The sequence below is a fragment of the Mycobacterium sp. NGS22 genome, assembly GCF_059813095.1.
Genome location: NZ_JCALDY010000007.1, coordinates 193,599 through 217,526, shown reverse-complemented (window position 1 = coordinate 217,526; position 23,928 = coordinate 193,599). Strand labels below are relative to the sequence as shown.

At 65.7% G+C, this 23,928-nt stretch carries 22 protein-coding genes; 12 read left to right on the top strand and 10 right to left on the bottom strand.

The genetic code is table 11. The features are described 5' to 3' along the window. Positions 1 to 67: 67 nt before the first annotated feature. Together AC5Y47_RS09310 and AC5Y47_RS09305 are read left to right on the top strand one after the other, a co-directional pair. Positions 68 to 1,681, top strand: coding sequence for an MFS transporter (locus tag AC5Y47_RS09310; protein ID WP_499943636.1), 1,614 nt, complete (start codon positions 68 to 70; stop codon positions 1,679 to 1,681). 19 nt (positions 1,682 to 1,700) lie between these two features. Continuing rightward, the gene (locus tag AC5Y47_RS09305) at positions 1,701 to 2,570 is read left to right on the top strand and encodes an alpha/beta fold hydrolase (protein ID WP_499943635.1); all 870 of its coding nucleotides are present in this window, start codon (positions 1,701 to 1,703) and stop codon (positions 2,568 to 2,570) included. A gap of 40 nt (positions 2,571 to 2,610) precedes the next feature. Here AC5Y47_RS09305 and AC5Y47_RS09300 read toward each other — a convergent pair whose 3' ends face one another. Beyond that, positions 2,611 to 3,585 carry an MAP_0585 family protein gene (locus AC5Y47_RS09300; RefSeq protein ID WP_499943685.1) on the bottom strand — a complete coding sequence of 325 codons (975 nt, stop codon included), beginning with the start codon at positions 3,583 to 3,585 and terminating at the stop codon, positions 2,611 to 2,613. A 103-nt stretch (positions 3,586 to 3,688) separates the two neighbouring features. Further along, positions 3,689 to 4,156, bottom strand: a complete 468-nt coding sequence (locus tag AC5Y47_RS09295; protein WP_499943634.1) for a lipoprotein LpqH — start codon at positions 4,154 to 4,156, stop codon at positions 3,689 to 3,691. A gap of 663 nt (positions 4,157 to 4,819) precedes the next feature. Between AC5Y47_RS09295 and AC5Y47_RS09290 the strand changes: the two genes are divergently transcribed. The 3 genes from AC5Y47_RS09290 to AC5Y47_RS09280 all read left to right on the top strand — a co-directional run bounded on the left by AC5Y47_RS09290 (position 4,820) and on the right by AC5Y47_RS09280 (position 8,807). Next, positions 4,820 to 6,280, top strand: a complete 1,461-nt coding sequence (locus AC5Y47_RS09290; protein ID WP_499943633.1) for a WS/DGAT/MGAT family O-acyltransferase — start codon at positions 4,820 to 4,822, stop codon at positions 6,278 to 6,280. 2 nt (positions 6,281 to 6,282) lie between these two features. Beyond that, on the top strand, positions 6,283 to 7,041 hold the full coding sequence (locus tag AC5Y47_RS09285) for an enoyl-CoA hydratase (RefSeq protein ID WP_499943631.1): 759 nt from the start codon (positions 6,283 to 6,285) through the stop codon (positions 7,039 to 7,041). Positions 7,042 to 7,118: 77 nt separating this feature from the next. Further along, positions 7,119 to 8,807, top strand: a complete 1,689-nt coding sequence (locus tag AC5Y47_RS09280) for a PE domain-containing protein (protein ID WP_499943630.1) — start codon at positions 7,119 to 7,121, stop codon at positions 8,805 to 8,807. A 31-nt stretch (positions 8,808 to 8,838) separates the two neighbouring features. Here AC5Y47_RS09280 and AC5Y47_RS09275 read toward each other — a convergent pair whose 3' ends face one another. Then, complete coding sequence (locus AC5Y47_RS09275) at positions 8,839 to 9,822, bottom strand: alpha/beta fold hydrolase (RefSeq protein ID WP_499943629.1); 984 nt, start codon at positions 9,820 to 9,822, stop codon at positions 8,839 to 8,841. Positions 9,823 to 10,004: 182 nt separating this feature from the next. Next, positions 10,005 to 12,026 (bottom strand): serine/threonine-protein kinase, encoded by a 2,022-nt coding sequence (locus AC5Y47_RS09270; protein ID WP_499943628.1) that lies wholly within the window; start codon positions 12,024 to 12,026, stop codon positions 10,005 to 10,007. Between the two features lie 338 nt (positions 12,027 to 12,364). Between AC5Y47_RS09270 and AC5Y47_RS09265 the strand changes: the two genes are divergently transcribed. Beyond that, positions 12,365 to 13,579 carry a cytochrome P450 gene (locus tag AC5Y47_RS09265; protein ID WP_499943627.1) on the top strand — a complete coding sequence of 405 codons (1,215 nt, stop codon included), beginning with the start codon at positions 12,365 to 12,367 and terminating at the stop codon, positions 13,577 to 13,579. Positions 13,580 to 13,583: 4 nt separating this feature from the next. Then, complete coding sequence (locus AC5Y47_RS09260; protein ID WP_499943626.1) at positions 13,584 to 14,903, top strand: acyltransferase; 1,320 nt, start codon at positions 13,584 to 13,586, stop codon at positions 14,901 to 14,903. Between the two features lie 4 nt (positions 14,904 to 14,907). Here the strand turns inward: AC5Y47_RS09260 and AC5Y47_RS09255 are convergent, their stop codons facing one another. From AC5Y47_RS09255 to AC5Y47_RS09245, 3 genes are all read right to left on the bottom strand, one after another. After that, a complete protein-coding gene (locus tag AC5Y47_RS09255) occupies positions 14,908 to 17,475 on the bottom strand; it encodes an ABC transporter permease (protein ID WP_499943625.1) in 2,568 nt (855 codons plus the stop codon). After that, positions 17,469 to 18,209, bottom strand: coding sequence for an ABC transporter ATP-binding protein (locus tag AC5Y47_RS09250; protein WP_499943624.1), 741 nt, complete (start codon positions 18,207 to 18,209; stop codon positions 17,469 to 17,471). The genes AC5Y47_RS09255 and AC5Y47_RS09250 overlap by 7 nt, the downstream gene beginning before the upstream one ends. A gap of 70 nt (positions 18,210 to 18,279) precedes the next feature. Continuing rightward, entirely contained in the window at positions 18,280 to 19,482 is a 1,203-nt protein-coding gene (locus AC5Y47_RS09245) for a Fic family protein (protein ID WP_499943623.1), read from the bottom strand. Positions 19,483 to 20,329: 847 nt separating this feature from the next. On the opposite strand from AC5Y47_RS09245, the gene AC5Y47_RS09240 reads away from it, so the two are divergent. From AC5Y47_RS09240 to AC5Y47_RS09220, 5 genes are all read left to right on the top strand, one after another. After that, positions 20,330 to 20,644: a hypothetical protein gene (locus tag AC5Y47_RS09240; protein WP_499943622.1), complete on the top strand. Its 315-nt coding sequence runs from the start codon at positions 20,330 to 20,332 to the stop codon at positions 20,642 to 20,644. Next, complete coding sequence (locus AC5Y47_RS09235) at positions 20,641 to 20,967, top strand: hypothetical protein (protein WP_499943621.1); 327 nt, start codon at positions 20,641 to 20,643, stop codon at positions 20,965 to 20,967. Before AC5Y47_RS09240 ends, AC5Y47_RS09235 begins: the two co-directional genes overlap by 4 nt. After that, a complete protein-coding gene (locus AC5Y47_RS09230) occupies positions 20,964 to 21,356 on the top strand; it encodes a hypothetical protein (RefSeq protein ID WP_499943620.1) in 393 nt (130 codons plus the stop codon). The genes AC5Y47_RS09235 and AC5Y47_RS09230 overlap by 4 nt, the downstream gene beginning before the upstream one ends. 165 nt (positions 21,357 to 21,521) lie before the next feature. Continuing rightward, entirely contained in the window at positions 21,522 to 21,992 is a 471-nt protein-coding gene (locus AC5Y47_RS09225; protein WP_499943619.1) for a hypothetical protein, read from the top strand. Positions 21,993 to 22,037: 45 nt separating this feature from the next. Next, positions 22,038 to 22,490 carry a hypothetical protein gene (locus tag AC5Y47_RS09220; protein ID WP_499943618.1) on the top strand — a complete coding sequence of 151 codons (453 nt, stop codon included), beginning with the start codon at positions 22,038 to 22,040 and terminating at the stop codon, positions 22,488 to 22,490. A gap of 13 nt (positions 22,491 to 22,503) precedes the next feature. On the opposite strand, the gene AC5Y47_RS09215 is transcribed toward AC5Y47_RS09220, so the two are convergent. The 3 genes from AC5Y47_RS09215 to AC5Y47_RS09205 are packed head-to-tail and all read right to left on the bottom strand — an operon-like array spanning position 22,504 to position 23,755. Beyond that, entirely contained in the window at positions 22,504 to 23,034 is a 531-nt protein-coding gene (locus AC5Y47_RS09215) for a hypothetical protein (RefSeq protein WP_499943617.1), read from the bottom strand. 24 nt (positions 23,035 to 23,058) lie between these two features. Beyond that, positions 23,059 to 23,445, bottom strand: a complete 387-nt coding sequence (locus tag AC5Y47_RS09210) for a hypothetical protein (RefSeq protein WP_499943616.1) — start codon at positions 23,443 to 23,445, stop codon at positions 23,059 to 23,061. Beyond that, positions 23,438 to 23,755: a hypothetical protein gene (locus AC5Y47_RS09205; RefSeq protein ID WP_499943615.1), complete on the bottom strand. Its 318-nt coding sequence runs from the start codon at positions 23,753 to 23,755 to the stop codon at positions 23,438 to 23,440. Before AC5Y47_RS09205 ends, AC5Y47_RS09210 begins: the two co-directional genes overlap by 8 nt. Between the last annotated feature and the right edge of the window lie 173 nt (positions 23,756 to 23,928).

Below are 23,928 nucleotides of genomic sequence, written 5' to 3'. Positions count from 1 at the left end.
GACTACTAGTCTCGTTCAGAGACTGACAGTCTTGTTTAGCTCCTGTCCAACAAGAGGAAGCGGGCCGATGACTGATTTCGCGGTCAGAACCCTGAACCGGTCCGAACAATCACCCCCCGACGCGTTCACGCAAGGTTCCCGCGGGCGCCGAAGCTGGACATTGTTCATCGCGTGCACGGGCGTCGCGCTCGTCATCGCGTCGATGGTTTCGCTGAACACCGCGCTCAGCGACATCGCGTTGGCGACCGCGGCCACCCAGACGCAGCTGACCTGGATAGTGGACAGTTACACGCTGTTGCTGGCGTGCCTGCTGCTGCCTGCCGGGGCCATCGGCGACAGGTACGGCCGGCGCAGCGCCCTACTGGTCGGCGTGGCGATCTTCGCGATCGCATCGGCCGCGCCGCTGGTCTTCGACAGTCCGGTGCAGATCATCGCCGCGCGCGGGCTGGCCGGAGCGGGAGCGGCGTTCGTCATGCCGGCGACGTTGTCGTTGTTGACCGTCGCCTACCCGCCGGAAGCGCGCACCAAGGCGGTGGGAATCTGGGCCGGGGTCGCCGGGACGGCGGGCCTGTTCGGTTTGATCGGTACCGGGTTGCTGATCGAGTTCTTCGACTGGCGGTCGATCTTCTGGACGCTGGCCATCGGCGGACTGGTGGTGTTCGCGGCGACCCTGACGATCGCCGAGTCCCGCGACGCCCACGCCCCGCGCTTGGACGTGCCAGGTGCGCTGACCATCGGGGCGGCGGTGGCGGTATTCGTGTTCGGCATCCTGCAGGCACCCGCACACGGTTGGAGCGATCCGCGGGTCTTCGGTTGTCTGATCGCCGGATCGGTGCTTGCGGTCGTGTTCGGCTGGATCGAGCTCCGGCGGCCCCAGCCGCTGCTCGACATCCGGTTGTTCGGCAACCCGAACTTCGGCACCGGCGCGGCCGCCATCACGGTCGTGTTCATGGCCACCTTCGCGCTCTTCTTCCTGGTGGTGCAGTACCTGCAGCAGGTCAAGGGTTACTCCGCGCTGGTGGCCGCGATTGCCTTGAGCCCCATGGGTTTACCGCTGCTGACGCTCTCGGCGCTGTCGTCGTGGTACGTCCCCAAGCTGGGACTACGGGTGGTGGTGTTCGCCAGCATGGTGCTGGTCTCGGTCGGCTTCCTGTGTATGTGCATGCTGGACGCCGACTCGTCGTATCTGCAGGTGTGCTGGCCGCTCATGGTGATTGCGACCGGGTTCGGATTGGCAACGGCGCCAACGACTTCAGCGATAATGTCGGCCGCGCCGGACCAGAAACAGGGCGTGGCGTCCGCGGTCAACGACGCGACCCGCGAGGTGGGCGGTGCGCTGGGTATCGCGCTGGCCGGTTCCATCCTCGCGGGGAGCTACAGCCACCACATCGCGACCGCCCTCGGCGACTATCCCGACCAACTGCGCGGGCCGGCATCAGATTCGCTGTCCAAGGCGCTGGCCGTCGCCCAGCAACTGGGACCGCACGGGCTTCAGCTCGCCGAACGCAGCAGGGAGGCGTTCGTGTCGGCGAGCAGTTCGTCCTACGCCGTCCTGGCCCTCATCGTCGCCGTCGCGGCGGTCGTCATCCCGCTGTTCGCACCGGGACGCGACGGGGAACGGCTGGCTATCATGCGCCGACTGCGGGATCGGCGGGCCCGTACTGTAACGCGTTCCAGTTAGGGCGTCTTACCATTCGTTGATGGCGACGGCAGCGCAACCGTTTGTTACCCACGGACCGGGTGGTGTTCGCATCGTCTCCGACCGCCAAGGCGACCCGCGGGCGCGTGCCGTGGTGTTCTTGCACGGCGGCGGGCAGACCCGACGTTCGTGGGGCCGGGTGGCGGCAGCCGTGGCACAGCGCGGATTTCAGGCCGTCACGGTCGACCTGCGGGGCCACGGTGAGTCGGACTGGTCCGAGGAAGGCGACTACCGCGTGGTCACCTTTGCCGCCGACGTCGTCGAGGTGCTGCGCGATCTGCCGCCGGATCCGGTGTTGGTCGGCGCTTCGCTGGGCGGGTTCACCTCGATGCTGCTGGCCGGCGAAATCGCCCCGGGTATCGCCAGTGCCGTGGTGCTCGTCGACATCGTGCCGAACATGGAGCAATCGGGGGCGGACCGCATACACGCCTTCATGTCCGACCGGGTGGAATCGGGATTCGCCTCACTCGAGGAGGTCGCCGACGCCATCGCCGAGTACAACCCGCACCGCCCTCGACCTACCGACCTGGACGGGCTGACCACCAATCTGCGCCGCCGCGGCGACCGCTGGTACTGGCACTGGGATCCCCAGTTCATCAGCGGCACAGCGGCTTTCCCGCCCTTCGAGGTCACCGACGCCGACCGCATGCATGCCGCTGTGGAAGCGATCTTGCGCACCGGTCTGCCAATGCTGCTGGTGCGCGGGCAGGTGAGCGATTTGGTCAGCCAAGAGCGCGCCGACGAGTTCCTCGCGCGTTTCCCGCAGGTCGAATTCACCGACGTGCGGGGTGCGGGACACATGGTCGCCGGCGACCGCAATGACGTGTTCGCCGGGGCTGTTCTGGACTTCCTGGCCCGGCACGTCCGATGACCGGACACCCCGCCAGCGGCGTCCCGTCATCCCCGTTCAATCAGTACAGCGGCACCCACAAGCCCATGAACCAGTAACCCCAACCACCGTATTGCCAGTTGAAGACCGGAACGACGCTATACGAGTTGTAGTTGAACGGCGCGAAATACTGCTGGCCATAGCCGACGTCACGCGTCGGCCCCTCCCACGGGCGGTTCCAACCGCCGGGTGGCGGCGCGCCGTCCCAGCCATTCGAGGGCGCCGGTCCTTCCCAATTGGGCGGCGGGTGGCCGGGCGCCGGACCGTTGTTCCATCCGTAGCCGCTCTGTCGCGGCGGTGGTGGTGCTCCGCGGCCTGGGACGTAGAACCCGACCGGCAGGTCGATGGGGCCGCCAATCTGCACCGTGCCACGTGGGATTCCGCCGCGCGGCGGAATATACGGCGGGTGCGGCGGTTGAGTGGTCGGTGCGTCGAGCACCGGGCGAGTGGTGGACGGATAGGAGGACCGATCACCGCCCTGAGTCGTCGAGCCCCACGGACCAGACGTGGTGGGCGCCGGCGATCCACTCCACGGGCTCCCCGTGGTGGTAGGTGCCGGTGTCCCGTTCCACGGGCTCCCCGTGGTGGTAGGTGCCGGTGTCCCGTTCCACGGACTCGTGGTGGTCGTGGGTGCCGGTGTCCCGTTCCACGGGCTAGTGGTGGTCGTGGGTGCCGGTGTCCCGTTCCACGGGCTCGTGGTGGTCGTGGGCGGCGGCGAACTCCAAGGCGTGGTGCTGGGTTGGTTCGTCGTGCTCGCCGGCGGCGCCGTGGTGCGGGGTGTGGTACCCGGCGGCTTGGTGGTCGTCGGCCGAGGAGTGCCGGCACCCGGCACGGAAGATCCCGGCGGCGGCACGGATCCGCCGCCCCCGTAACCCGGTCCCGGGTTGGGGCTGGGGGCGGGGGTCGAGTTGCGGCTCTGACAGGCTCTGTCCCAATTAGGGCACGGGTCTTGCGGAGCCGAGCTGGCGAAACCCGCATTGAATGCCGTCGCGGTCATACCGAGACCCGCCGCGACTGCCGCAGCTGCGGCCACTCGTTTGATGGACATTAGCTGCATCCCCTCTCGGGCTTCGGCCCGCACGATGTCTGGTAGGTCCGCGCTACGGGCAGGTCACGTCCAGCTCAAATGACTTCGTGAGCGTCTTCGGCTGCGCTGGGTTGCTGACGTCCGCGCCGGTCGCAGTGCCCTTGATCTGGTAATACTTGCCGCTCACCGCGGCCCCTGCGGAGCCGCCCTGGCCTGGGGCTGCATCGGAATAACCGAGCACCACGCCGTTGACGGCGCCCAGCCCCACCGCGTGGACGATGGGCGGATTGTCTTTGCTGACGACCGCACCGATCCCATTGGCCGCGTCGCCGATGCCGATGTTGATGTTGTTCCCGGCCGGCGTGCAGGTGATCGCGCCACTGACATTCTGGCTCTGACCGTCGACGATTACCTGAGGGCCGGCCGGGGCCGCTGGTGCGGTGTTGGGCGCACCCTTATCGGATTTGTTGCTGGAACATCCTGCGCAACTCACAGCAACTATGGCAACACCGGCTACTCCGACGAGGACTCCACGCTTCACCGCTGTTCTCCTTCGTGCCCCGGGAGCCCGCTCGTACTGGAGGGCCCCCCGCTGGCAAATTTACCGCTATTTGCCATCAACTCATAGAGTTTTCACAAATAAGACAGGCATCCATTCCGTTCAGCGATTCGTAAACCCGGAAGTTTCGGGTCGTCTCAATGCGGGCTGCCTGCGCATCGGCAGAAAAATCTGTCCGGGCCGGACCGCTATCCCGGTCTGCTTGTTCAGCAGCCGATGCCATGTAAATCGGTGGCAAAGATTTTGCGGGGCAGTCACTTTGGCAATCGAGCTGGCCTGACGGTCCAAGCAGGGGTATCGCACACCCGTTGCCCGCAGCGGTGGATTCATCCCCGCCATGGCCACCCAGATCCACCAGACCTGCCGGCACAACGAATCCAGCTGCGCCGCAACGTGTTCTGTCAGTGGCCGAGGGTGGCCCGGACACCCATGCCGCACGGGCAGTTGCGACAGCTCGGCCATCGAGGCACGCGGCGAACAGCGTCCCGCTGGGCTCGGGATAGACACATGCCCCGGGGGTCTCCTGCTGACCCCGAAGCCTGCTGCCCTGCCTTCGGTTTGTAGCCGTGAATACGAGCTAGGGTCAACCGAACTCATTTGGACTACGGTCACAAGCGGGAGCCTGTTCATCCAAAGGAGTGGTGCGTGAGCAAGACGGCCAGGCGGCTAGGGCCGCAAGACATGTTGTTCCTCTACGGCGAAACCGCGAGCACGATGATGCACGTCGGTGGACTGATGCCGTTCACCCCGCCCCCGGATGCGCCGAACGACTTCTTGCGTCAGTTGGTCGACGAGAGCAAGGCCAACGAGGTGGTCGAGCCGTGGAATCTGAAACTGAGCCATCCTGACCTGCTGCGCAGCCCGATTCAATCCTGGGTCCACGACGACAAGTTCGACCTCGACTACCACGTGCGACGTTCGGCGTTGGCCAGCCCCGGTGATGAACGCGAACTCGGAATCCTGGTGTCGCGGTTGCACAGTAACGCCCTCGACATGCGCCGGCCTCCTTGGGAGATGCATTTCATCGAGGGACTCGAAGACGGACGGTTCGCCATCTACGTCAAGATGCACCACGCGTTGGTCGACGGCTACACCGGCCAGAAGATGTTGGCGCGCAGCCTGTCTACCGACCCCCACGACACCACGCATCCCCTCTTCTTCAACATCCCCACCCCCGGACGGGTGCCCGCGGCGAAGGACGAATCCGGCAACGGCCTGACCAGCAGCGTGCTGGGCACCCTGGGCGGTCTGGTCACCAATCTGGGTGGCGTGGTGAGCGGGGTGGGCGGCGTGCTCGGGTCCGTCGCAGGTGCGGGACGCTCCACGCTGGATCTGACCAAGGCCATCGTGAACACCCAACTGCGCAACGACAACGAGTACCGCAACCTGATCGGTTCGGCGCAGGCACCGCGGTCCATCCTGAACACGCGGATCAGCCGCAACCGCCGTTTCGCCACCCAGCACTACCAGCTGGATCGGCTGAAAAGCATTGGGAAGCAGAATGACTCGACGGTCAACGACGTCGCGTTGACGATCGTCGGGGGCAGCCTGCGCAGGTTTCTCGACGAGTTGGGCGAGCTACCGGACAAACCGTTGATCGCGATGTTGCCGGTCAACGTGCGACCCAAGGACGACGAGGGGGGCGGCAACGCCGTCGCGGCAATCCTCGGCACGCTGGGCACCGACATCGCAGACCCGATCGAGCGTCTGCACACCATCACCGCCACCACCCGGGTAGCCAAGGCCGAATTGTCGAAGATGAACAAGGACGCGATCCTGGCGTACACCACTGCCCTGTTGGCCCCGTTCGTGCTGCAGGTGGCCGGTTCGCTCACCAAGGTCAAGACGCCTTGGCCCGACACGTTCAACCTCTGTGTCAGCAACGTGCCGGGTCCCCAGGACCCGCTCTACCTCCGGGGCTGTCGGATGGAGGCGTCGTTCCCGGTTTCGTTGGTGGGGCACAGCCAGGCCCTCAACATCACCCTGCAGAGCTATGCCAGCACGATGAACTTCGGGTTCATCGGGTGTCGCGACACCCTGCCCCATCTGCAGCGACTGGCCGTCTACACCGGCGAGGCACTCGACGAGTTGGAGAGCGCCTCCTGAGCATGGGCGACACCCTCGTCGAATACGGCACCGACGGCGGTGTGGCCACCATCGGGCTGATCAACTCCAAGCCGCTGAATATCATTGGCAGTCAAGCGATCTCGGAACTCACCGATGCATTCCGTGCGGTCGGTGACGACGTGCGGGTGGTCGTGCTGCGCGGCTCGGGGGACAAGGCGTTCATCGGCGGCGCCGACATCAACGAGATGGTCACCCTCGAACCGTCCAGCGCCGAGGTGTTCATCCGCCGACTCGCGGGTCTGTGCGAGGCGATCCGGGAATGTCCCGTCCCGGTCATCGCCCGGCTGGCGGGCTGGTGCCTCGGCGGAGGACTGGAAGTCGCGGCGTCGTGCGACCTGCGCGTCGCCGAGTCCGGCGCCGGATTCGGGATGCCGGAGGTGGCCGTCGGAATACCGTCGGTGATCCACGCGGCGCTGCTGCCGGCATTGATCGGGGCGTCGCATTCGTCGTGGCTGTTGCTGACGGGCGAGACGATCGACGCCGACACGGCCGCCACCTGGGGTCTGGTGCACGAAGTCGTCGCGCCGTCGGCACTGGACACCCGCATCGGCGAACTCGCTTCGAGACTGGCCGGTTTCGGTCCGCACGCCGTCCGCCAGCAGAAGCGCTTGCTCAACAAGTGGTTCGACATGTCGGTGCACGCGGCGATCGAGGACAGCGTCGAACAGGTCGGTCAGGCGTTCCTGACGGGGGAGCCGCAACACCATATGCGGGCCTTCCTGTCCCGTAAGAGCAAATAGCGAATTCTTCGATATCCCCGTCTTTTCCCGCCCCCCGCGCGATCATGTCTAATACGCGATACCAACGGGGGTAGGCGATGTCATTTGTGCTTGTCGCGCCGGACATGCTGGCGGCAGCCGCGGCCGACGCCGCTCCTCTCTCGGCCGCATTGGCCCTCCCGACCACCGAGGTAATGGCCGCGGCCGCCGACGAAGTTTCGACCGCCGTCGCATCGTTGTTCGGCACGCACGCCCAGCAGTATCAAGCGGCCGCGGCGCAGGCCGCCACGTACTACCAGCAGTTCACCGGTGCGCTCAATACGGCGGCGGCCGCCTACGCCGGCGCGGAGGCGCAGATCGTCACGTCGTTGCGCGTCGCCGCGGCCGACGCGTTCCAGACGGCGGTCTACGGCCCGGTCCGCGCGGCCGGACAGGCGTGGATCGGCAGCCCGTTCGGCCAGGCGCTGGATCCAATTGTCAACGCGCCCACCAACATGCTGCTCGGGCGCCCGCTGATCGGCAACGGCGCTGCGGGGACGGCGACCGCACCCACCGGCGGCGCCGGGGGACTGCTGTTCGGCGACGGCGGGGCCGGTTATTCACCCACCGCAGGTGTCGCCGTCGGCGGCAACGGCGGGCACGCCGGGCTGATCGGCAACGGCGGTGCCGGCGGTGCCGGCTTCGGCGGCGCAACCGGCGGTGCGGGCGGCTTCGGCGGCTGGCTGATGGGTAACGGCGGTGCGGGCGGTGCCGGTGGCACCGGCGGCGCGGGTGGCCAGGCCTTCTTCTTCGGCAACGGCGGCCCCGGCGCAGCTGGCGCCCCCGTCGGCCGCGCGGGGTTGTTCATCGGCACCGGGTCTTTCGGCGATACCGCCAGCGGCCAGTCGATCGTCATCGATCTGGTGCGGCACGGGCAGACCTCGGCCAACCTGGAAGGCTGGATCGACACGGCCATCCCGGGGGTATCCCTCACCGCCCTCGGTCAACAGCAGGCCACGGCCGTCGCAAACATCCTGGCACCGAACGCCCCCTACGCCGGCATCTTCGCGTCGCAGCTGACCAGGACTCAGGAAACCGCGGCGGCGCTGGCCGGCATGCTCCCGGGGTCAAACGTGCAAGTCCTGCCCGGACTCAACGAGATCAGCGCCGGAGTGTTCGACGGCTTACCGCAGATCAGTCCCGCCGGCCTGCTCTATCTGGCCAGCCCGATCGCCTGGATGTTCGGATTCCCGTTGATGCCGATGCTCGCGCCGGGTTCCTCCGACTTCAACGGGATCGTCTTCAACCAGCACTTCACCGGCGCGCTGGAAACGATCTACAACCATGCCCTGACGCCCCCGATTCAGGTGGCGGCGGACGGCAATATCACGTCGGCGGCCTACACCAGCGCGTTCACCATGGCCGTCGGGACGATGATGAACGTGAACAATCCCGATTTCCTGCTCATGCTCACCCACTTCCCCGAGAACACCGGCACCGTGGTGGTGCAGGGCGACCCGCGGGGCGGCTGGACGCTGGTGAGTTGGGAAGGCATCCCGGTCGGGCCCGCGAACCTGCCGACCGCACTCTTCGTCGACTGGCGCAACCTGATCACCGCGCCGCAGTACGCGGCCTGGGACATCGGGATGTCGCTGCTCTCCGGAGATCCCACGGCGATCGTCACGGCGGTTCGCGACGGTATCGACGAAGTCGCCACGGCCACCATCGGTTTCCCGTTCGCGGTGGTCGAGGATGTGGTCGACGCGTTGCAGGGCGACATCCCGCTGCTGCCCGTCCCGGTCCCCTGACCGCAGCGAAATCCGTTCCACCGCAGCGGGTTCAGCTGGCTGCCGGCACCGCCTGCAGGTGTCGGCGCGAGCGACGACGGCTGATGCGTTGCATCACCGCGCGGGAGCGCAGGCCGCCGCGTCGCGAGTCGGCCGCCGCCGACCAGTCGGCCAGGGACACCGCCGCGCTGGTGTAGTCGCCGTTCGCGTCGATGAAATCGTCGATGAGACCCGCCACGGTGTCGGTCTGCTCGGTCTGCGGGTGGTGGAAGACACCCGGGATGATGTGCAGCCGGCTGTGTGGCATTGCTTCGTGGGCCGCGTAGGCGTGCGAGACGGGGATCACGCGATCCTGGTCGCCGCTGATGATCAGCACCGGCACGTTGGCGTTGAAGTGCAGCTTGCTCAGCGCGCAGACGAACTGGCCGCGACGGTCGACGACGGCGCGCAACGTGCGCAGCAGCGCCAGCCGGTTCTCCCGGTTCGACAACGCGGCGTGCGCTTCCCAGTGCTCGCCCAGCCGGGACTTGTGCTCGTCGCTGGACCGCAGCGCCGAAAACGCTTTGCGCGCAGCGATCATCGGCCGCGACGAGGCCAGCCGCAACACGATCTCGGATCCGGGCAGCGAGATCAGCCGCAGGGTTCGGTTCACTTCGGCGCCCAGACCGCCGCTGCTGATCAGGATCAGCCGCTCGCAGTAGTCGCGGTGCTGGTGGGTGAATTGCATTGCGATGCCGCCGCCGAGCGAGTGACCGATGACCGTGACGCGGGGGATCCCCAACGCGTCGAGGAAGTCACGCAACCACACCGCGAACGCGCCCAGTGAGTAGTCGCCGCGCGGCTTGTCGGTCTGACCGTGCCCCAGCAGATCCGGTGCGATGACGCGAAACTTCTTGGACAGCGTCGGGATGATCGCGTTCCAGTTCTTCGAGCTGCCGCCGATACCGTGGATCAGCAGCAGCACTTCACCCGCGCCTTCGTCGCGGTAGGCGACGCGGTCGCCGTGAAGGAACATCGTCTGGATGTCGTTGCTCATGTTGGCCTGCTTGGTCACTTCGGTGTGAACGGATAGGGGTGTAACTGTTGAAGTGAAGTCTGCGGACCGCGCCTTGTGAGTTTCTTGGGACTTTCTAAAGGGGTTTGCGGTGTCGGCGCGCGACGAGTTCTGTCGTCGTTCGCGTCCACGATCTGGTGGCGGGATGAATCCCCGCGGCCGGCTCAGTCCCTGATGCGGGTGAAGACCTGATCGTAGGGGCCACCCTTGCAGGTGCTACCCGAAGCCTCTTCCATGCCGTGTCCGGACAGCGTCTGTATCGGGTCGGGCGCTCCCTTGGCCAACGGGAACACGCCCGTGACCCGCACGTGGCTCGTCCCGCCGGCCGAGCAGGGCACATCTTCCTCGGAATTCTCCGTCCAAGCGTTGTTGGCGAAGATGAACAGCTGGTGGTCGCTGAAATCGGTCAGCACGAAACGGCTCAGGCAGCGGTCGCCGGCGCGCAGGCAGAAGGTGTCGACGCTGAAGTCCTGGTCGCCCGGTCTGGCCTGGCCGGCCGCCGTGCTGAATTTCGAGCGATAGAACCCGTGCAACCCCAGTGCCGGGGATTTCACGCGTGCCGGCAGGGTGACCGGGTCGGGCAAGCTGGAGATGTCCGCGTCACCGGTCTTGGTGAACGTCACGCTCCGTTTGCTGTAGCACTTGACGGAATCGTCGATCCATTCGCCGGACATGCTGCCGTCCGGCCGGGGCCGCAAGTAGACCCAATGCCACTCTTCGATGTCCTCGTTACCGCACCGTTCGGTGTCCAGGGTGACGGCGACCCAGCGTCCACTGATGTCGTCGAATGTCAGAGTCGTCGGGTGCTTGAGGTTTCCGCTGCTTCTCGCAGCGGTAGCCACGCAGCCTTTGTCGCCGCACACCGACCGCAGCTTCCAGGTCTCCTTGCCGGCCGGTTCGCTGCCTTGCTGCTCCCTGCCGGCAATGTCGATGCTCGGGCCGAACGTCAGGGTGTAGGTGCCGGTCAGCGGGCCGGTATTCGCCGGCTGTGCCGTCGCGGCGCCACCACCGCCCGAACCGCCGCCCTTGGTCATCAAGAAGCCGGCGACCAGGGCGACAACCAGGACGACGGCCGCGATGCTGCCCGCCAGGATGAGGCGACGACGCTTGGGGTCCGGTTTGGTGGTCTGCCCGCTCTGCGCCGATCCGCCGCCGGATTGGCTGGGACTGGACGGACCGTACTGGCCGCCCCGATTGTCGGTCGGGCCGTATGAGCGGTACTGGGTCGGGTCGGTGTTGGACGGGCCGCGGTTCGGAGTCGGCGGATAGTAGTTCCGCTGCTGACTCGGGGCGCCCGGCGCGATCGGCACCCGCTGCGTTTCCGATTGGCCCGGGTCGGTATTCCGCGGAGGAGGGGGCAGCACCGTCGGCTGGGTGATTGCCGCCTTGGCCGCCGCAGCCATCTCGGTGGGAGTCGAATAGCGCTGCTCGGGATTCTTGGCCATCCCGATCGCAATGACCCCGTCGAGTTGCACCGGCAGGCCGTGCCGCAGCGCCGACGGCCGGGGCGCCGGCAAACCCAAATGGCCGCCGATCTGCTGTTCCAGGCTGTTGCCCGGGAACGGCTGGCTGCCCGTCAGGCACTCGTGCAACACACACGCGAGGGCGTAGGTGTCGCTGCGGGGATCGGCCTGGCCTTTGCTCAGCCGCTCCGGCGCCATGTAGGCCCAGGTGCCGATCACGCTGCCGGTGTTGGTCATCCGCGATTCCCCGGCCACGCTGGCGATCCCGAAATCGATCAGGTAGGCGAAGTCGTTCGGCGTGACCAGAATGTTGGAGGGCTTGACGTCGCGGTGTACCAGCCCGATCTGGTGGGCGTCGTGCAGTGCCGAGGCGATCTGCTCGATGATCATCACCGCGCGGGCCGGCTCCATCACTCCTTCGGCGATGATGGTCTGCAGGTCGCGGCCTTTGATCAGCCGCATGTCGACGTAGAGGCGGCCGTCGATCTCGCCGAAGTGGTGGATCGGTATGACGTGCGGGTCGTTGAGTCCCGCGGCGGCCAGTGCCTCCCGGCGGAACCGTTGCACGAAGGTCGGGTCGGAAACCAGGTTCTCGGGCAGCACCTTGACGGCGACGATCCGTGAGGTCTCGGTGTCGTACGCCCGCCACACCTCGCCCATGCCGCCGCGACCGATGAGCTCGATCAACCGGTACCGGCCGAACGGCGTCCCGTCCTGGTCCACCCAACCCCCTATGTACGTATCTGGTAAATCGTCAACCCACTGATTCAACCGGCAATGTCAAGCCCAGCACAGGACGAGGATAGGGAACTCAAATAAAGGTCATATGTTTCACACGTATTTCGGCCGCGCTGCGTACTTCCGCGTACGGGACCGCCGAGATCGAGTAGTGCACTACGCAACTCACCTTCACGCACGGGGGCGACAGTTTTCTGGTGGGGCACCAGTTGACCGATGCGGCCTGTTTCGAATCTTGCGGCACATCGATACCGACGCCGCCATCGGTGCGCCTTCCGAAGCTCGTACAAGGTGCGGCATTTGCATTCTTCCGCCGGCGGGCGATGCACCACTGGATCCGGCGGCACGGACGCATTTTCGAGATCAATGTCCCATTCTTCGGCCGGTCGGTGGTCGTCTCCGACCCGGCTCTCGCGCGCGCTGTGTACACCGCGGATCCCGAACAGATGATCAACGTGCAACCGAACCTCAGCAACTGGTTCGGGCCGGGATCGAGTTTCGGGATCGAGGGCAGACGGCACCGCGACCGCCGCCGGCAACTGGCGCCGGCGTTTCACGGCCGATGCCTGAGGGACTACGAACAGCTCATCGAGGCCGAGACGCTGCGTGAAACCGCGAATTGGCAAGAGAATAAGGAATTTCGGGCCCTCGAACCCATGAACCGGATCACGTTGAGCGTGATCCTGCGAACCGTCTTCGGCGCCGACGGTCCGGAACTCGAACGGTTGCGCGAGGTCGTCCCGCCGTATATCAAACTCGGGCAGCTCGTGGCGTTCGCGCCCGCACCACCGGCCTGGGCGCGACGTCACAGCCCGTGGGGCAGGCTCGACCGGCTCCGAAAAGTATTCGACGAGAACGTATTCAGCCTCATCGACGGGGCGCAGCGCGATCCGCATCGCGGCGAGCGCAACGACATCCTGGCAGCGTTGCTGCGCGTCCGGCACGACGACGGAACCGGGATGTCCCGGACGGACATGTGCGACGAACTGTTGGCCTTCGTCGTGGCGGGACACGAAACCACCGCATCAGCGCTGGGTTGGGCATTCGAGCGATTGCGGCGTCACCCAGAGGTGTTGGCTGATCTGGTCCGCGAGGTCGATGCGGGAGGCAGTGAGTTCCGTCGGGCCACGATCCTGGAGTTGCTGCGCGTGCGGACCGTACTCGATGTGGCGGGTCGCCGTGACGTGGCGCCGCATTTCGAGCTCGGCGCCTGGCGGATCCCGCACGGGCGCACGGTGCTGGTGCGGATCGCCGATCTCCAGCGAAACCCAGAGATCTTCCCAGACCCGGAACGGTTCGATCCGCGCAGGTTCTCGGGCACCCGCCCGGCGGCTTCAGCATGGCTGGCTTTCGGTGGTGGTGAGCGACGTTGCCCCGGAGCTGATTTCGCGATCACCGAAATGGATGTTGTGCTGCGCACGGTGTTGCGGGACTTCTGCGTCGAGACCGACTCCGCCCCTGGCGAGAAGTCGGTGTTCCGCGGGATCGCTCACACCCCCAGGCAGGGTGGCCGCGTAGTGGTGAATCGTCGGAGGTAGCCCGGTGTCGACCCAGCTGATCAAACCGTCGAACGCGCGACGGCTGGAGGTCCGCTGCAATGTCGGCGACACCATCGTGGCCAATTTGGCGACCCACGTCGTCTTCTTCTTCAAGCGGCCCCTGGACACGACGCTGCTGACCCAGGCATTCGCACGCACCCTCACGAACCTGCCGATCTTCGCCGGACGGATGTCGATGCTCAACGGCCCGATGCGAATTCGATGCCAAGCGCAGGGTGTGCCGTTCACGGTTGTGTCGTCCGGTCGTACCCTGCGCGAGGCGATCCTTTCCACGACGAGGGACGACGGACTATGGCTGGTCGACCCGGTGAACGGCGTCACGGCCCGGTGGGGCCTGGGTCCGTTGTGCAAGGTACGTGTCACGCAGCTCCGCGATGACGCGACCGCGATCGGGGTTTCCTGGCACCACGCGGTCGGCGACATGCAGACCTTGATGCACTTGATGAACGGTTGGGTCGCCGCGGCCGCCGACAAGCCGCTTCCGAAACCGTTGCTGGTCGAAGATCGGGCCGCCTACCTCGATGAGCATCTGCCCGCGGACGGCGCTTCCCAGCCCGGGGTACGTAGCCTCGGGCTCGCAGAACTCGCCCGCAGTGCGCTGTACCTGGCGAAGGACGCGAGGAAGCAACGGACGCTGAGTTTCTACTTCGGCGACGACGAGCTCGCCCGCATGCGCGGCGCGTACGGCGGCCGAATGCGGCTGTCCGCCAACGATGTCGTCTGTGCGCACGTCTGCGAAGCCATCATGAGAGCGGATCCCGCGGTGGATTGCCGCAGTCTCGCGGTCGTCGTGAACGTGCGGAATCGGTGCGGTCTCGATCCCATGCTGATCGGCAACATCGTGACCACCTTGAACGTCGACGTGCGACGCGGAGAGACAGTCGGCGCGATTGCAGCACGCATTCGCCACGGCGTGGACCACTTCGCCGATCAACACTGCGACATGCGAATCAATCAGCAGTTCCTCGACGCTGCCAATGCGTGGGAGGCAGCACGTTGCGTAACCACAGCTTTCAATCCGGCCCGCTGGAACCCGCTCGTCACGAACCTGAGTAGCTTCGGTGTCTACCGAGTCCAGTTCGAGGGCGCGCTCACGTCGTATTGCACCCTGGTGCTGGCATTGCCGGTCGCGGGTCTTGGCGCCCTGATGGAAGGTGCGGACGGTCGCGGGCTGGTTCTCCAGATGTCCTTGCCGCCTAGGGAGTTCGAGGCTCTGTCGAACCCTGCCGCTCGGGAGCGCATGCACCGGTTTCGCTGTACGGGTGACGACATCCCGTCCCTGCACCGTGAGATCCACGGCTGAGGGCTCAGCTGGTACGCAGTATCCCAACGGTTTCCAGCCGCCGTGCATGAATCACCGGATATACCGCGGCGGCCAGGACAAGCAGGAACACGGCCACCACAGCCGTCCGCAGCGGCAATGGCACCACGCCCCAGTCGATCCTGGTGCCGTAGAACACCGGTGACCCCATCGACCACAGGTACGTCAGGCCCACGCCTCCGAGAACCGCGACACCCGACACGAGCAGTCCGAGGAGCCCGGCGTTGGCGATGATCACGGCCTGTTCCTGGCGACAGGTCATCCCGATCGCCCGCAAGGCGGACCGTTCACGTTTGCGTTGAATGAGTCCCAGCACAAACACATTCAGCAGGCTTATGCCGGCGGCAGTCATGACCAGGTACCCCCCGATGGTGAACGGCTTCAAGAATCGGGTGATCCCCTTGGCAGCCACCGACTGCCACTGTTGGTTGTCATACACCCACAGCCCGGCCTCCAGATTCAGGAAATCGTCGCGGTGGGCGGTTGCCTCCGCCGCGGACCGATAGGCCACCGCCACCTGGTCACGCGCGGCCGCCCAGTCACTGCGCGCCGAACTCTCAGAGGCCAAGACGATGTCGCCGACTGCGGCGTCGTTGACCATCCGTGCGTCAAAGATCCCAGCCACTCGGTATCGCTTCGACCCGGTGACGGTGGGCAGTTCGACGGTGCCCCCCGGCACCCCGCCGAGCCGGCTGGCAGCGATCTGGCTCAGTCCGATCTCACCGCGCTGCAAGGCATTCCAGAACTCGGCACCGGTTTGGGCCGGCTCGTACAACGCCTGGCTGTACCAATCACCCGGCGTCACGCCGACGACCAGACGCGACAGCGCCCCCGACGAGATCGTGGACCGCCAGCGCGAGGACACCGGACGCCCGCCGGTTGCGCTGGTCACCGAATCGAAGGTGGAATCGGCGATCCGGCCGTCCCGTTGATCCAGCACCGATTGGGCCGTAATCATCAGCGAGGCGGGAAGCCGGTCGTTCTTCTGCGCGGCCACCTGGCCGGCGCCCAGCACCTGCATGCTGTGTGAGCCGATGGCCAAGCTGGTGGCTTCGGCGAGTAGCGCGGCGGAGAACGCGAACAACAGTGCGTAACGCCGAAAGTCGGCATTCAGCAGACGTCCCACCGCGGGACGGGCGACCGTCAGCAACTCGATCAACAGTCCGGCGCCGCGCGGGGCCAGCCACAGCGTCACCAAGACGATCCCGAACAAGCCCACCGTCAACCCATCGATGCCGACGTTCAGCGGCAGCGACCCGCGCTCGAAGATTTTCATCAAAACGGTTGCGGCCGCCAGTAAGCCGGCCCCCACGATCAGCGGCCAGAACGGGATCTTCCTGGCGCGCTGCACTCCGCCGGCGCTGGCCATCGATGCCAATGGTCCGTCGCGGAACGACTTTGTCGCCGGTCCGATCATCGCGAGAATTCCGCAGAGGATCCCGGCGCCTGCCCCGGCCAGTATCAGACTCGGTGTGAAGTGCGCCGCAACGGTGCCGCCGGACCCGGCCAGCATCGACCGCCCGAACGTGTCCACCAGGTAGGTCCCGAATAGGAAACCGGTTGGTACACCTGACAATCCGCCGAGTAGCCCCACTGCAGTTCCTTCGCCGAGCAGCCCGCCGAACAGGCCGACGGGCCTGGCACCGATCGCGCCGATGGTGCCCAGCACCGCTCGGCGGTCCTCGATGGCCAGCAGGATGGTGTTGACGGCGATGAGGACGCCGACGATGATGCCGGCCAGCATCGTGAGATTCAAACTCTGTGCGCCGCTTTCGAATACGGCCGGCAGGTGCGGTCGGGGCGGCCCGGCCGTCGCGACGCCGGCGATCACGCGGTCCAGCTCGGCCGTTACGGCTGTCCCCGGTCGCGGCAGGACGAACGCCGCTGTCGCATAGCCGGGTGAGGACAGCAGGCTGGCGGCGATCTCGGCGGAAGGGGCGAACAACACGTAGCCGTCGTTGATGCCCTGGACGCGGTCGAATTCCGGAAAGGTCGATCCCAGGTGCGCCGCCCCCGGCGGCAGGCCCGGAATTCGCAATGGGTCACCGGGTTTCAGGCCGTGCCGCTGCGCGATGGCCGTGGGCATCTGCAGTGGGACGCCGGGACCGTCGGCGGGTTTGACGTCGTGGGCGCGCTGCTCGCAATTGAACGAGCCGATCAACAGCTCGACCTGGCAGGTCCCACCGAGCAGAAAGAATCCGTGGCTCCCGTCGGCGGTGTGCGGGAAGTCGACCGGCGTCAAGGCGGCGACCACGGGAACAACGGCCTGCGCCCCCGCAACTTCGGACTGCAGCCGGTTGACGGTGTCGGGCGGCAGGCGGCCGCTGACCTTCGGCGTGACCTCGATGACTCCAGTGTTCGCGGCGTGGGCCAGCGATGGGCCGTAGGAGTCGAAGGGCCGGGTCATCTCGGTCTTCAGTATCAAGACGCCGAGTACCACGGTCACTCCGAGCGCCACCCCGATCACGCTGAGCAGCGTCCGGCGCCAGTCGGCGACCAACGCGGTCAGGTGGATGCGGCGGAAGGACGTCCACCCGGCACGCAGCCTCACCATGACCGTTCCGCCGCCGGTGCGGGATCGGGTGCACACGCTCGCCCGTCGACGAGATGCACTTCGCGACTGCCGTAGCCTGCCGCGGCCCGATCGTGTGTCACCATCACCACCGCCGCGCCGTGCTCAGTCGACAGCGACCGCAAGAGATCCAGCACTTCGGCCGAGGAATGGCTGTCCAGGTTCCCGGTCGGCTCGTCGGCGAGGATGAGTGGCGGCCGGGCCACCAGCGCGCGCGCCACCGCCACCCGCTGCATCTGTCCGCCCGAGAGCTCGGCGGGCCGGTGCTGGGCCCGATCGGCCAGCCCGACCCGTTCCAGCAGTTCTTCAGCGCGTGCGTCGGCAGCGCGGGCCGGTACCCCGTCCAGGACCAGCGGCAACGACACGTTCTGCACGGCGGTCAGCATGGGCACCAGGTTGAAGAACTGGAATACGAAGCCCAGGTTGCGGCGCCGGAACGCCGCGCGTGCGCCCTTGCTCATCGACCCCAAGTCCTGGCCGGACACCGTCACGTCGCCGCTGTCCGGTGCGTCGAGCCCGCCGGCGATGTGCAGCAGGGTGGACTTGCCGGCCCCCGACGGCCCGGTGACGACGACGAACTCGCCGGCTTCCAACGTGAAGTCGAAGTCGACGAGCACCTGCACCTGCTCGCCGCCTCGGGAGTAGGTCTTGCTCACCCGCTTGAGCTGCAGCACCGAGTTCGTGCCGCGGCAATCCAGAATGCGTTCCGGAAACATCAGGCCTCCCCGTTTGGGTCGTGACCGATGGATCGTCACGCGCGCGACGGGCGACGGACTGAGTAGGGGGCTACCTCATTCCGACTTGTGGATTGGGGGACGTAATCGCGCGATAGATTTCCGGCGCTACGTAGTACCGGCCGTAGGTGCCAACCGGGCCGACCAGAATCCCCAGCGATGTCAGGCGCTTGACGGCAACGTCGATCCCCTGCGGCGTCCGGTGGAACCGGCGGGCCAACGCCGGCACGCGCACAATCGGTGATTCGACAAGTGCCTCGACGATGTCCCGGGCGACGCCGCCCCGATAGTTGCTGTTCTGGAGACGTTGCACATAGTCGCGTTGAGCCTCGAGCATACGGTTGATTCTGTTCGCGGTATCAACTGCCGACGCCTCTACACCTGAGCTGAAAAACGTTATCCACGAGTCCCATTCACCGGTCGCGGACATCCTCACCAGTTCGTCCTGGTAGTCCTCTCGGCGAGCCTCGAACCACGGCGACACACTCAACAGCGGCTCTTGAAGAAGCCTATCGACCATGAGTTGCAGCGCTATGAGCAGACGACCTAGACGACCGTTGCCGTCGTTGAACGGGTGCAGCGTCTCGAATTGGTAGTGCGTCATCGCGGCAGCTATCAGGGGATCTCGGTCGCGGCCGCCATTGTTGATCCACTCGACAAGATCCCGAAGGGCGGCGTCGAGTTCGGCACCGGGGGGCATGGGGACGAATCTCGAGGACTCGATCGTTCCGTCGGGGCTGCCGATAGCAACTTGACATTGTCGGATACGGCCCGCATCCGGAGTCTCCGACTGCGTACCGCTTACGAGCTCACGGTGCGCCCACTGGATCAAACTCGTTGTAATCGAGCGGTGTTCGCCGACATAGTCGAAAGCCGCATCTGCCGCACTCACGTAATTGAGCACTTCGTTGAGCGCGGCGTCGTGCTCTTCCCGGTTCGCAGAATCGGCCCCCAGCACTTGGTCGATCGGGGCGAAGGTCCCTTCCAAAGCGGACGTGCTCTGCGCTTCGCGACTGAGCATCGGGCGGCGAAGCACACGAGGGTTCGGGACCTGACGCGATGCCTGGTCGAGGTGCGCCAAAGCCCGACTCGCTCGCGTGACAACACGCCAGGTAGCTCCCTGCAGGTCCGGCTCATTGCCGAGGGGATGAGCAACGAATGCTGCGTGCGAGTACGACTCACCGTTGCGGCCATCAGTTCCCGCGATGGCTCTGAGGTCTCCGACCGGACTATTGGCGAAGCGGTCTAGCTGCACAAACCAAGTGTATGGGACTGTGAGTTGGTATTACAGCGGCAGAACTCAAGCCAGGTTGTCATCTGGTCTGAGATACCAGATCAGCAGGCGCCATAGGCCGTAGCTCAGGGGTTGGGCATCTCTCCTGCCGAATGCAGTTCAGAGCCCCCTGTCAGGATTGAACTGACGACCGCTCGCTTACAAGGCGACCAATCGCGTGTTCGCCGGTACTCGCAGGCGTTCATGGTGTTCGCCGAAAACCGCGACTGAGCAGGCCTAACGCGTCCACGGCTGCCCGTGCGTGTTCGCCCGTGTTGCGCAGCAGTTTTCCTCCACTTGTGACACCGGCGTGACAACTAGTCCGTTTTGCCGGAATGCCAGACGTCAATCGTTTGAGTCTTCCATCCTTTGACGCGGCCAATCATGGCGTCTGGGTTGGGCATCCGACGGGGGGTGTCCTGGGCATAGGCCTTAACGGTGTTAAGCGCGAGACCGGTTCGCTCCGCCACTTGACGCACACCGAGATACACCATCACAGGTCGCGATTCTATTCGGATGTGCACAGAGGTACGTACATTGACGCGTACACTCTTGCAGGCATACCTTTTAGAGCACACACTATTGAGCACGCCCCGAAGGGCATTGGAGGGAGGGTTTCCAGTGCTCCGCCCAGCACCAGCTGACCTTCATCTTGAAGGTCTCTCGAAGCCGCGAGCACCACCACACAAACCTTTCAAATCGCCTGCTAGCGGATGCATTCGCTCTCAAATGACTGAAGGCGGCTCCCTTGCCGGGGAACCGCCTTCGGATGACCTTCACCCCTTTGCCGAGGGGCTTCAATCTCTACGTACACGAGGAGTCTACTTCTATGCGCGAAAACAGCGCAACACTGTCCACCATCCCTCTGCCACCGGGCGCCGACGAGGCCACAGGCACCACCTGGGAGGACTGGGACTATGCCTTCCGGGTCGTCTACACCCCGGAGATCAAGATCCCGGGCGCCGGCTGCAACATCTTCGGGAGCGCGGTGCAGCTGCCCGACGGCACCATCGCCCGGGCCGGCAACGACGCCCCGCGCGTCAACATCCAGGGCGGCGCCGACGGAATCACCATCTCCCAAGCCCGCTCGGCCGCGGCCGCGATCCTGGCCGCGGCCGACCTGGTCGAGGGGTGGACACGATGACCGCCACCCGCGAACCGATCGAGCTAGCAGATCACCAGTGCGAGTTCTCCTGGTGCCAGGGCAGCATGTGGCCGGATTATCACGGCCGCGACGTCGCGATATCGATGACCGGCCGGGACGCCGACTTCGATGACCAAATGGCGGTCACGGTCATGATGACTTTCATCGAGAGCGAAGATCCGCGGCCGCGGATCCTGCTTGGGCTGTACGCGTCGGCGGGCGGCGTCGACGTGGACGCGAGCCCGACCGCTCGGGAGGCACGCCGGATCGCGATCGAGCTGCTCGCGGCGGCCGACGCGCTGGACGGGTGGTGCGGACGATGAGCCCGCGGCGGGAAAAGGATTGGGATGACGTCCAAGGCGACGGCGATCGTTACGTCGCTCTCGGGAAGGCGTTGGAGGCGCGGCACGGGCCACCGCCCGCCGGCGCAAGATCCGATAACTACTGGGGGCGAGCGGACACGAGGGGTGTTCGTAGCCGCGACGTCTACTGGCCGAAAGCGACGGCCGGTGACGTGGACGTGTTCGTCGAAGGCACCCAGTACTCGGACGGCCGCATCACCGCTCACGTCACCCTCTATTTCGAAAACGACCAGACGGCGGAACTTGACGCCACGAATGTCCGCGAGCTCGCCACCGCGATCCTGGAAGGAGACCTAGCCGCAACGCTTCTGGCCGCAGCAGAGCAGCTGGACCAGATAGCCGCTGCGTGATCCAATCCGATGCTGGGGGGTCGCGTTTCATACGCGACCCCCCTTGCCTCAACCGGACTTTGGGGCAGCAACTTGTCCACCCAGGAGAGGTGTCGACTTTAACCGGACGGCCTGCATAGGCGAGACGACCACGCAGTACATTGCCAGCAGAGACGAGATGACACGATGACGGATATGGGTATCCGCAGCTTTTCCGGGACTCACGAGTTCCATCCCACCTGTCTGGTGGACTACGACACAGACACCGTCGATCAGGTGGCTGATGACATCGCGGCGGGCCGGTGTCCGCGGTGCTGGGGTCCGCTACCCGTCCCGCCGGAATACCCGGCGGGGTCACGGGTGACCGAATGCCGGTGCATACCGATCTGCGGCCGCTGCGGTAGTGACGAGGTGTACGAGGCCAGCGACGCCGCGGCCGGGCGCGGATCGTTCGGGATCACAGCGCCTGATGGCTGGCCGCTGCTGGACGATGAAATCGACGAGCGCCGCGAGCGTTACCAGCAGCAGATGAAGCCCGCGATCTTCACAGGCGACGGTCACCTACTGGACGAGGACGGCGTCACCGACGTGCACAATCCGCGCGACAGCGGCGGCTGGGCGCAGTACGGCACCGAACCGTCCGAACCTCAGTTGTAGAGTCCTGACAGGACGTAGGTCTACGGGCTGCGAGAAGCTAGGACGGTGGTGAAACCGATGGTGGTATGGCAGAGGATTTCCCGTGTAGGGACTCCAGAAGTTCACCCCGACGAGCATCGCGAAGGCCACGTGATGCTTTCGATCGGCACCGCTCCGAGCTCTCCCGACGGGTGGAAGTCTCACTTCTTCCACAAGGTAAAGGAGCTCGGCGTCCACGCCGCGTTCAATTACAAGCACGGCAGCGATGGTGAGGGTATCTCCGCGGTCGCACCCGAAGACAGCTTCGAGAACGCCATCCAGGCAATCGACCAAGCGATTAACTACGCAAACGATCAGTACGAGACCCAACAGCTACCGATGGTCAAAGAGTACGAGGAACACGTTGCGGCGGAAAAGAAAGCAGCCGCCGAACGTCAAGCCCGACTTGAGGAACGAGCAGCAAAACTCGCAGTGCCCGGAGAGCCCGCATGGCAGCGATACCGCCGCGAGCGAAATTGAACCTCGCCCTCCCTCAGTACTCGTCGCGTGGAATGTCGGTGAGTTGACTGGCAAGTGGCTCGATGACCCCGATGCCGTCGTAGTCCGGGATAGGGCGCTCAATCCGGAACGGGGCATGGTAGGCGACTCTGCGAAGCTCGGTTAACCCACTGTGGGCCAACTGAATTGCAGTAGTGACATCTCGTCCGTCTTTCCGCTTCGCCCGCAAGACGTCGTGATAAAACACAACCCCCTGCATGCGCCTACCGAACACATTCGCCGCGCGTCGCACATCCGGGTCAGGATGCCCAAATGCCAAGATGTTCAACTTCGGCTCAATTTGGTTCTGCAAGACGCTCTGCAGTTCCATGCCGCGATCCCACACCTCTTTGCGCTCCGCTTCGGTGTACTCGCGGTCGAACACTCCCGCAGTGAAGTGAGTTACCTCGGGGAATAGGTCCCGCGTCCAGTACCGGTCCACCTCTGCCACGATCCCGATGGTCTGCTGATGCAGCTGCCGCACAAAGGCCCGGTATTCAGAATTGAGGATGTCGTCTTCGCTCATGCACGGGGACGTTACCTCGCCTTGTCACTGGCGAACCGTCGCCGTGTCGTCCGGCCCCACGCGGTAGGCGTCGCCGCGATCGCCCGGCGGCAACATGCCCGCCGGCATGCCGGCGGCCGGCACCAACACCGGGCGGCCGGCTTCGAACTGATCGAGCCGCATGCGGGCGAAGCGGTCGCGGTGCTGCGGCGGACACGGTTCGTGCTCGCACACCACGCCCGGTGACCCGCACCACTGACCAACGGGATTAGCGGGGTGCGCGGCGTGCTTCCACCGCGGATCCCAACCATCGGGGCTGTCCCAATCCGCCTGGGACTGCTCGCGCAGCGCAGCATAGACACCCGGTACGACAACAGCGTTTCCACTTGCAACTCTGTTGCGGCTGTCGGCCGAACGCACGACTTTAGGCACCGTCGCGGTCCCATCTCGCGTTCGCGGCCCGCTGAGCCTTCCGATTACGCGACGGCGTCGGCTCGGGCAGCTTCGTCTTCACCTGCTTGAGCAGCCGCGCAGCCGACGACTCCAACAGCCGCAGCTCCGCGCTCAACTTCACCCGCACCTTCGCGTCGTCAGCGTCCCGGTACATCTGCTCAAGGTCGGTCTTGCGGTCGATCTCGCACGCAATCAACTCCCGCACCGCGACCTCCGTGGCCGTCCACTCCAACGTCTCTCCGCACGCCTTCCCGGCCTCCGCCAGTTCGGCGTCCAGCGCGGCCAGCACGGCCAGCGCCGCCTGGCAGTGTCCACCGGCAAACGACGAGTTGTCACCCGCTGGGTGTCGGCGCCGCGGGCTGGGCGGCTCGCGAACCGTAACGCTTTTCGCGCGTGGAGCGTTACGGTTCGCGCCCCGCCGATTGCGGTGTGCACGCTGCCGACACGCCGGCGAACAGTACC

Bases quoted from the DNA above. Each gene is read 5' to 3' on its own strand.
- AC5Y47_RS09280 (WP_499943630.1), top strand. From the start codon at position 7,119: ATGTCATTTGTGCTTGTCGCGCCGGACATGCTGGCGGCAGCCGCGGCC.
- AC5Y47_RS09230 (WP_499943620.1), top strand. From the start codon at position 20,964: ATGAGCCCGCGGCGGGAAAAGGATTGGGATGACGTCCAAGGCGACGGC.
- AC5Y47_RS09305 (WP_499943635.1), top strand. From the start codon at position 1,701: ATGGCGACGGCAGCGCAACCGTTTGTTACCCACGGACCGGGTGGTGTT.
- AC5Y47_RS09285 (WP_499943631.1), top strand. From the start codon at position 6,283: ATGGGCGACACCCTCGTCGAATACGGCACCGACGGCGGTGTGGCCACC.
- AC5Y47_RS09265 (WP_499943627.1), top strand. From the start codon at position 12,365: ATGCACCACTGGATCCGGCGGCACGGACGCATTTTCGAGATCAATGTC.
- AC5Y47_RS09225 (WP_499943619.1), top strand. From the start codon at position 21,522: ATGACGGATATGGGTATCCGCAGCTTTTCCGGGACTCACGAGTTCCAT.
- AC5Y47_RS09250 (WP_499943624.1), bottom strand. From the start codon at position 18,209: ATGTTTCCGGAACGCATTCTGGATTGCCGCGGCACGAACTCGGTGCTG.
- AC5Y47_RS09235 (WP_499943621.1), top strand. From the start codon at position 20,641: ATGACCGCCACCCGCGAACCGATCGAGCTAGCAGATCACCAGTGCGAG.
- AC5Y47_RS09275 (WP_499943629.1), bottom strand. From the start codon at position 9,822: ATGAGCAACGACATCCAGACGATGTTCCTTCACGGCGACCGCGTCGCC.
- AC5Y47_RS09310 (WP_499943636.1), top strand. From the start codon at position 68: ATGACTGATTTCGCGGTCAGAACCCTGAACCGGTCCGAACAATCACCC.
- AC5Y47_RS09300 (WP_499943685.1), bottom strand. From the start codon at position 3,585: ATGACCGCGACGGCATTCAATGCGGGTTTCGCCAGCTCGGCTCCGCAA.
- AC5Y47_RS09240 (WP_499943622.1), top strand. From the start codon at position 20,330: ATGCGCGAAAACAGCGCAACACTGTCCACCATCCCTCTGCCACCGGGC.
- AC5Y47_RS09255 (WP_499943625.1), bottom strand. From the start codon at position 17,475: ATGGTGAGGCTGCGTGCCGGGTGGACGTCCTTCCGCCGCATCCACCTG.
- AC5Y47_RS09215 (WP_499943617.1), bottom strand. From the start codon at position 23,034: ATGAGCGAAGACGACATCCTCAATTCTGAATACCGGGCCTTTGTGCGG.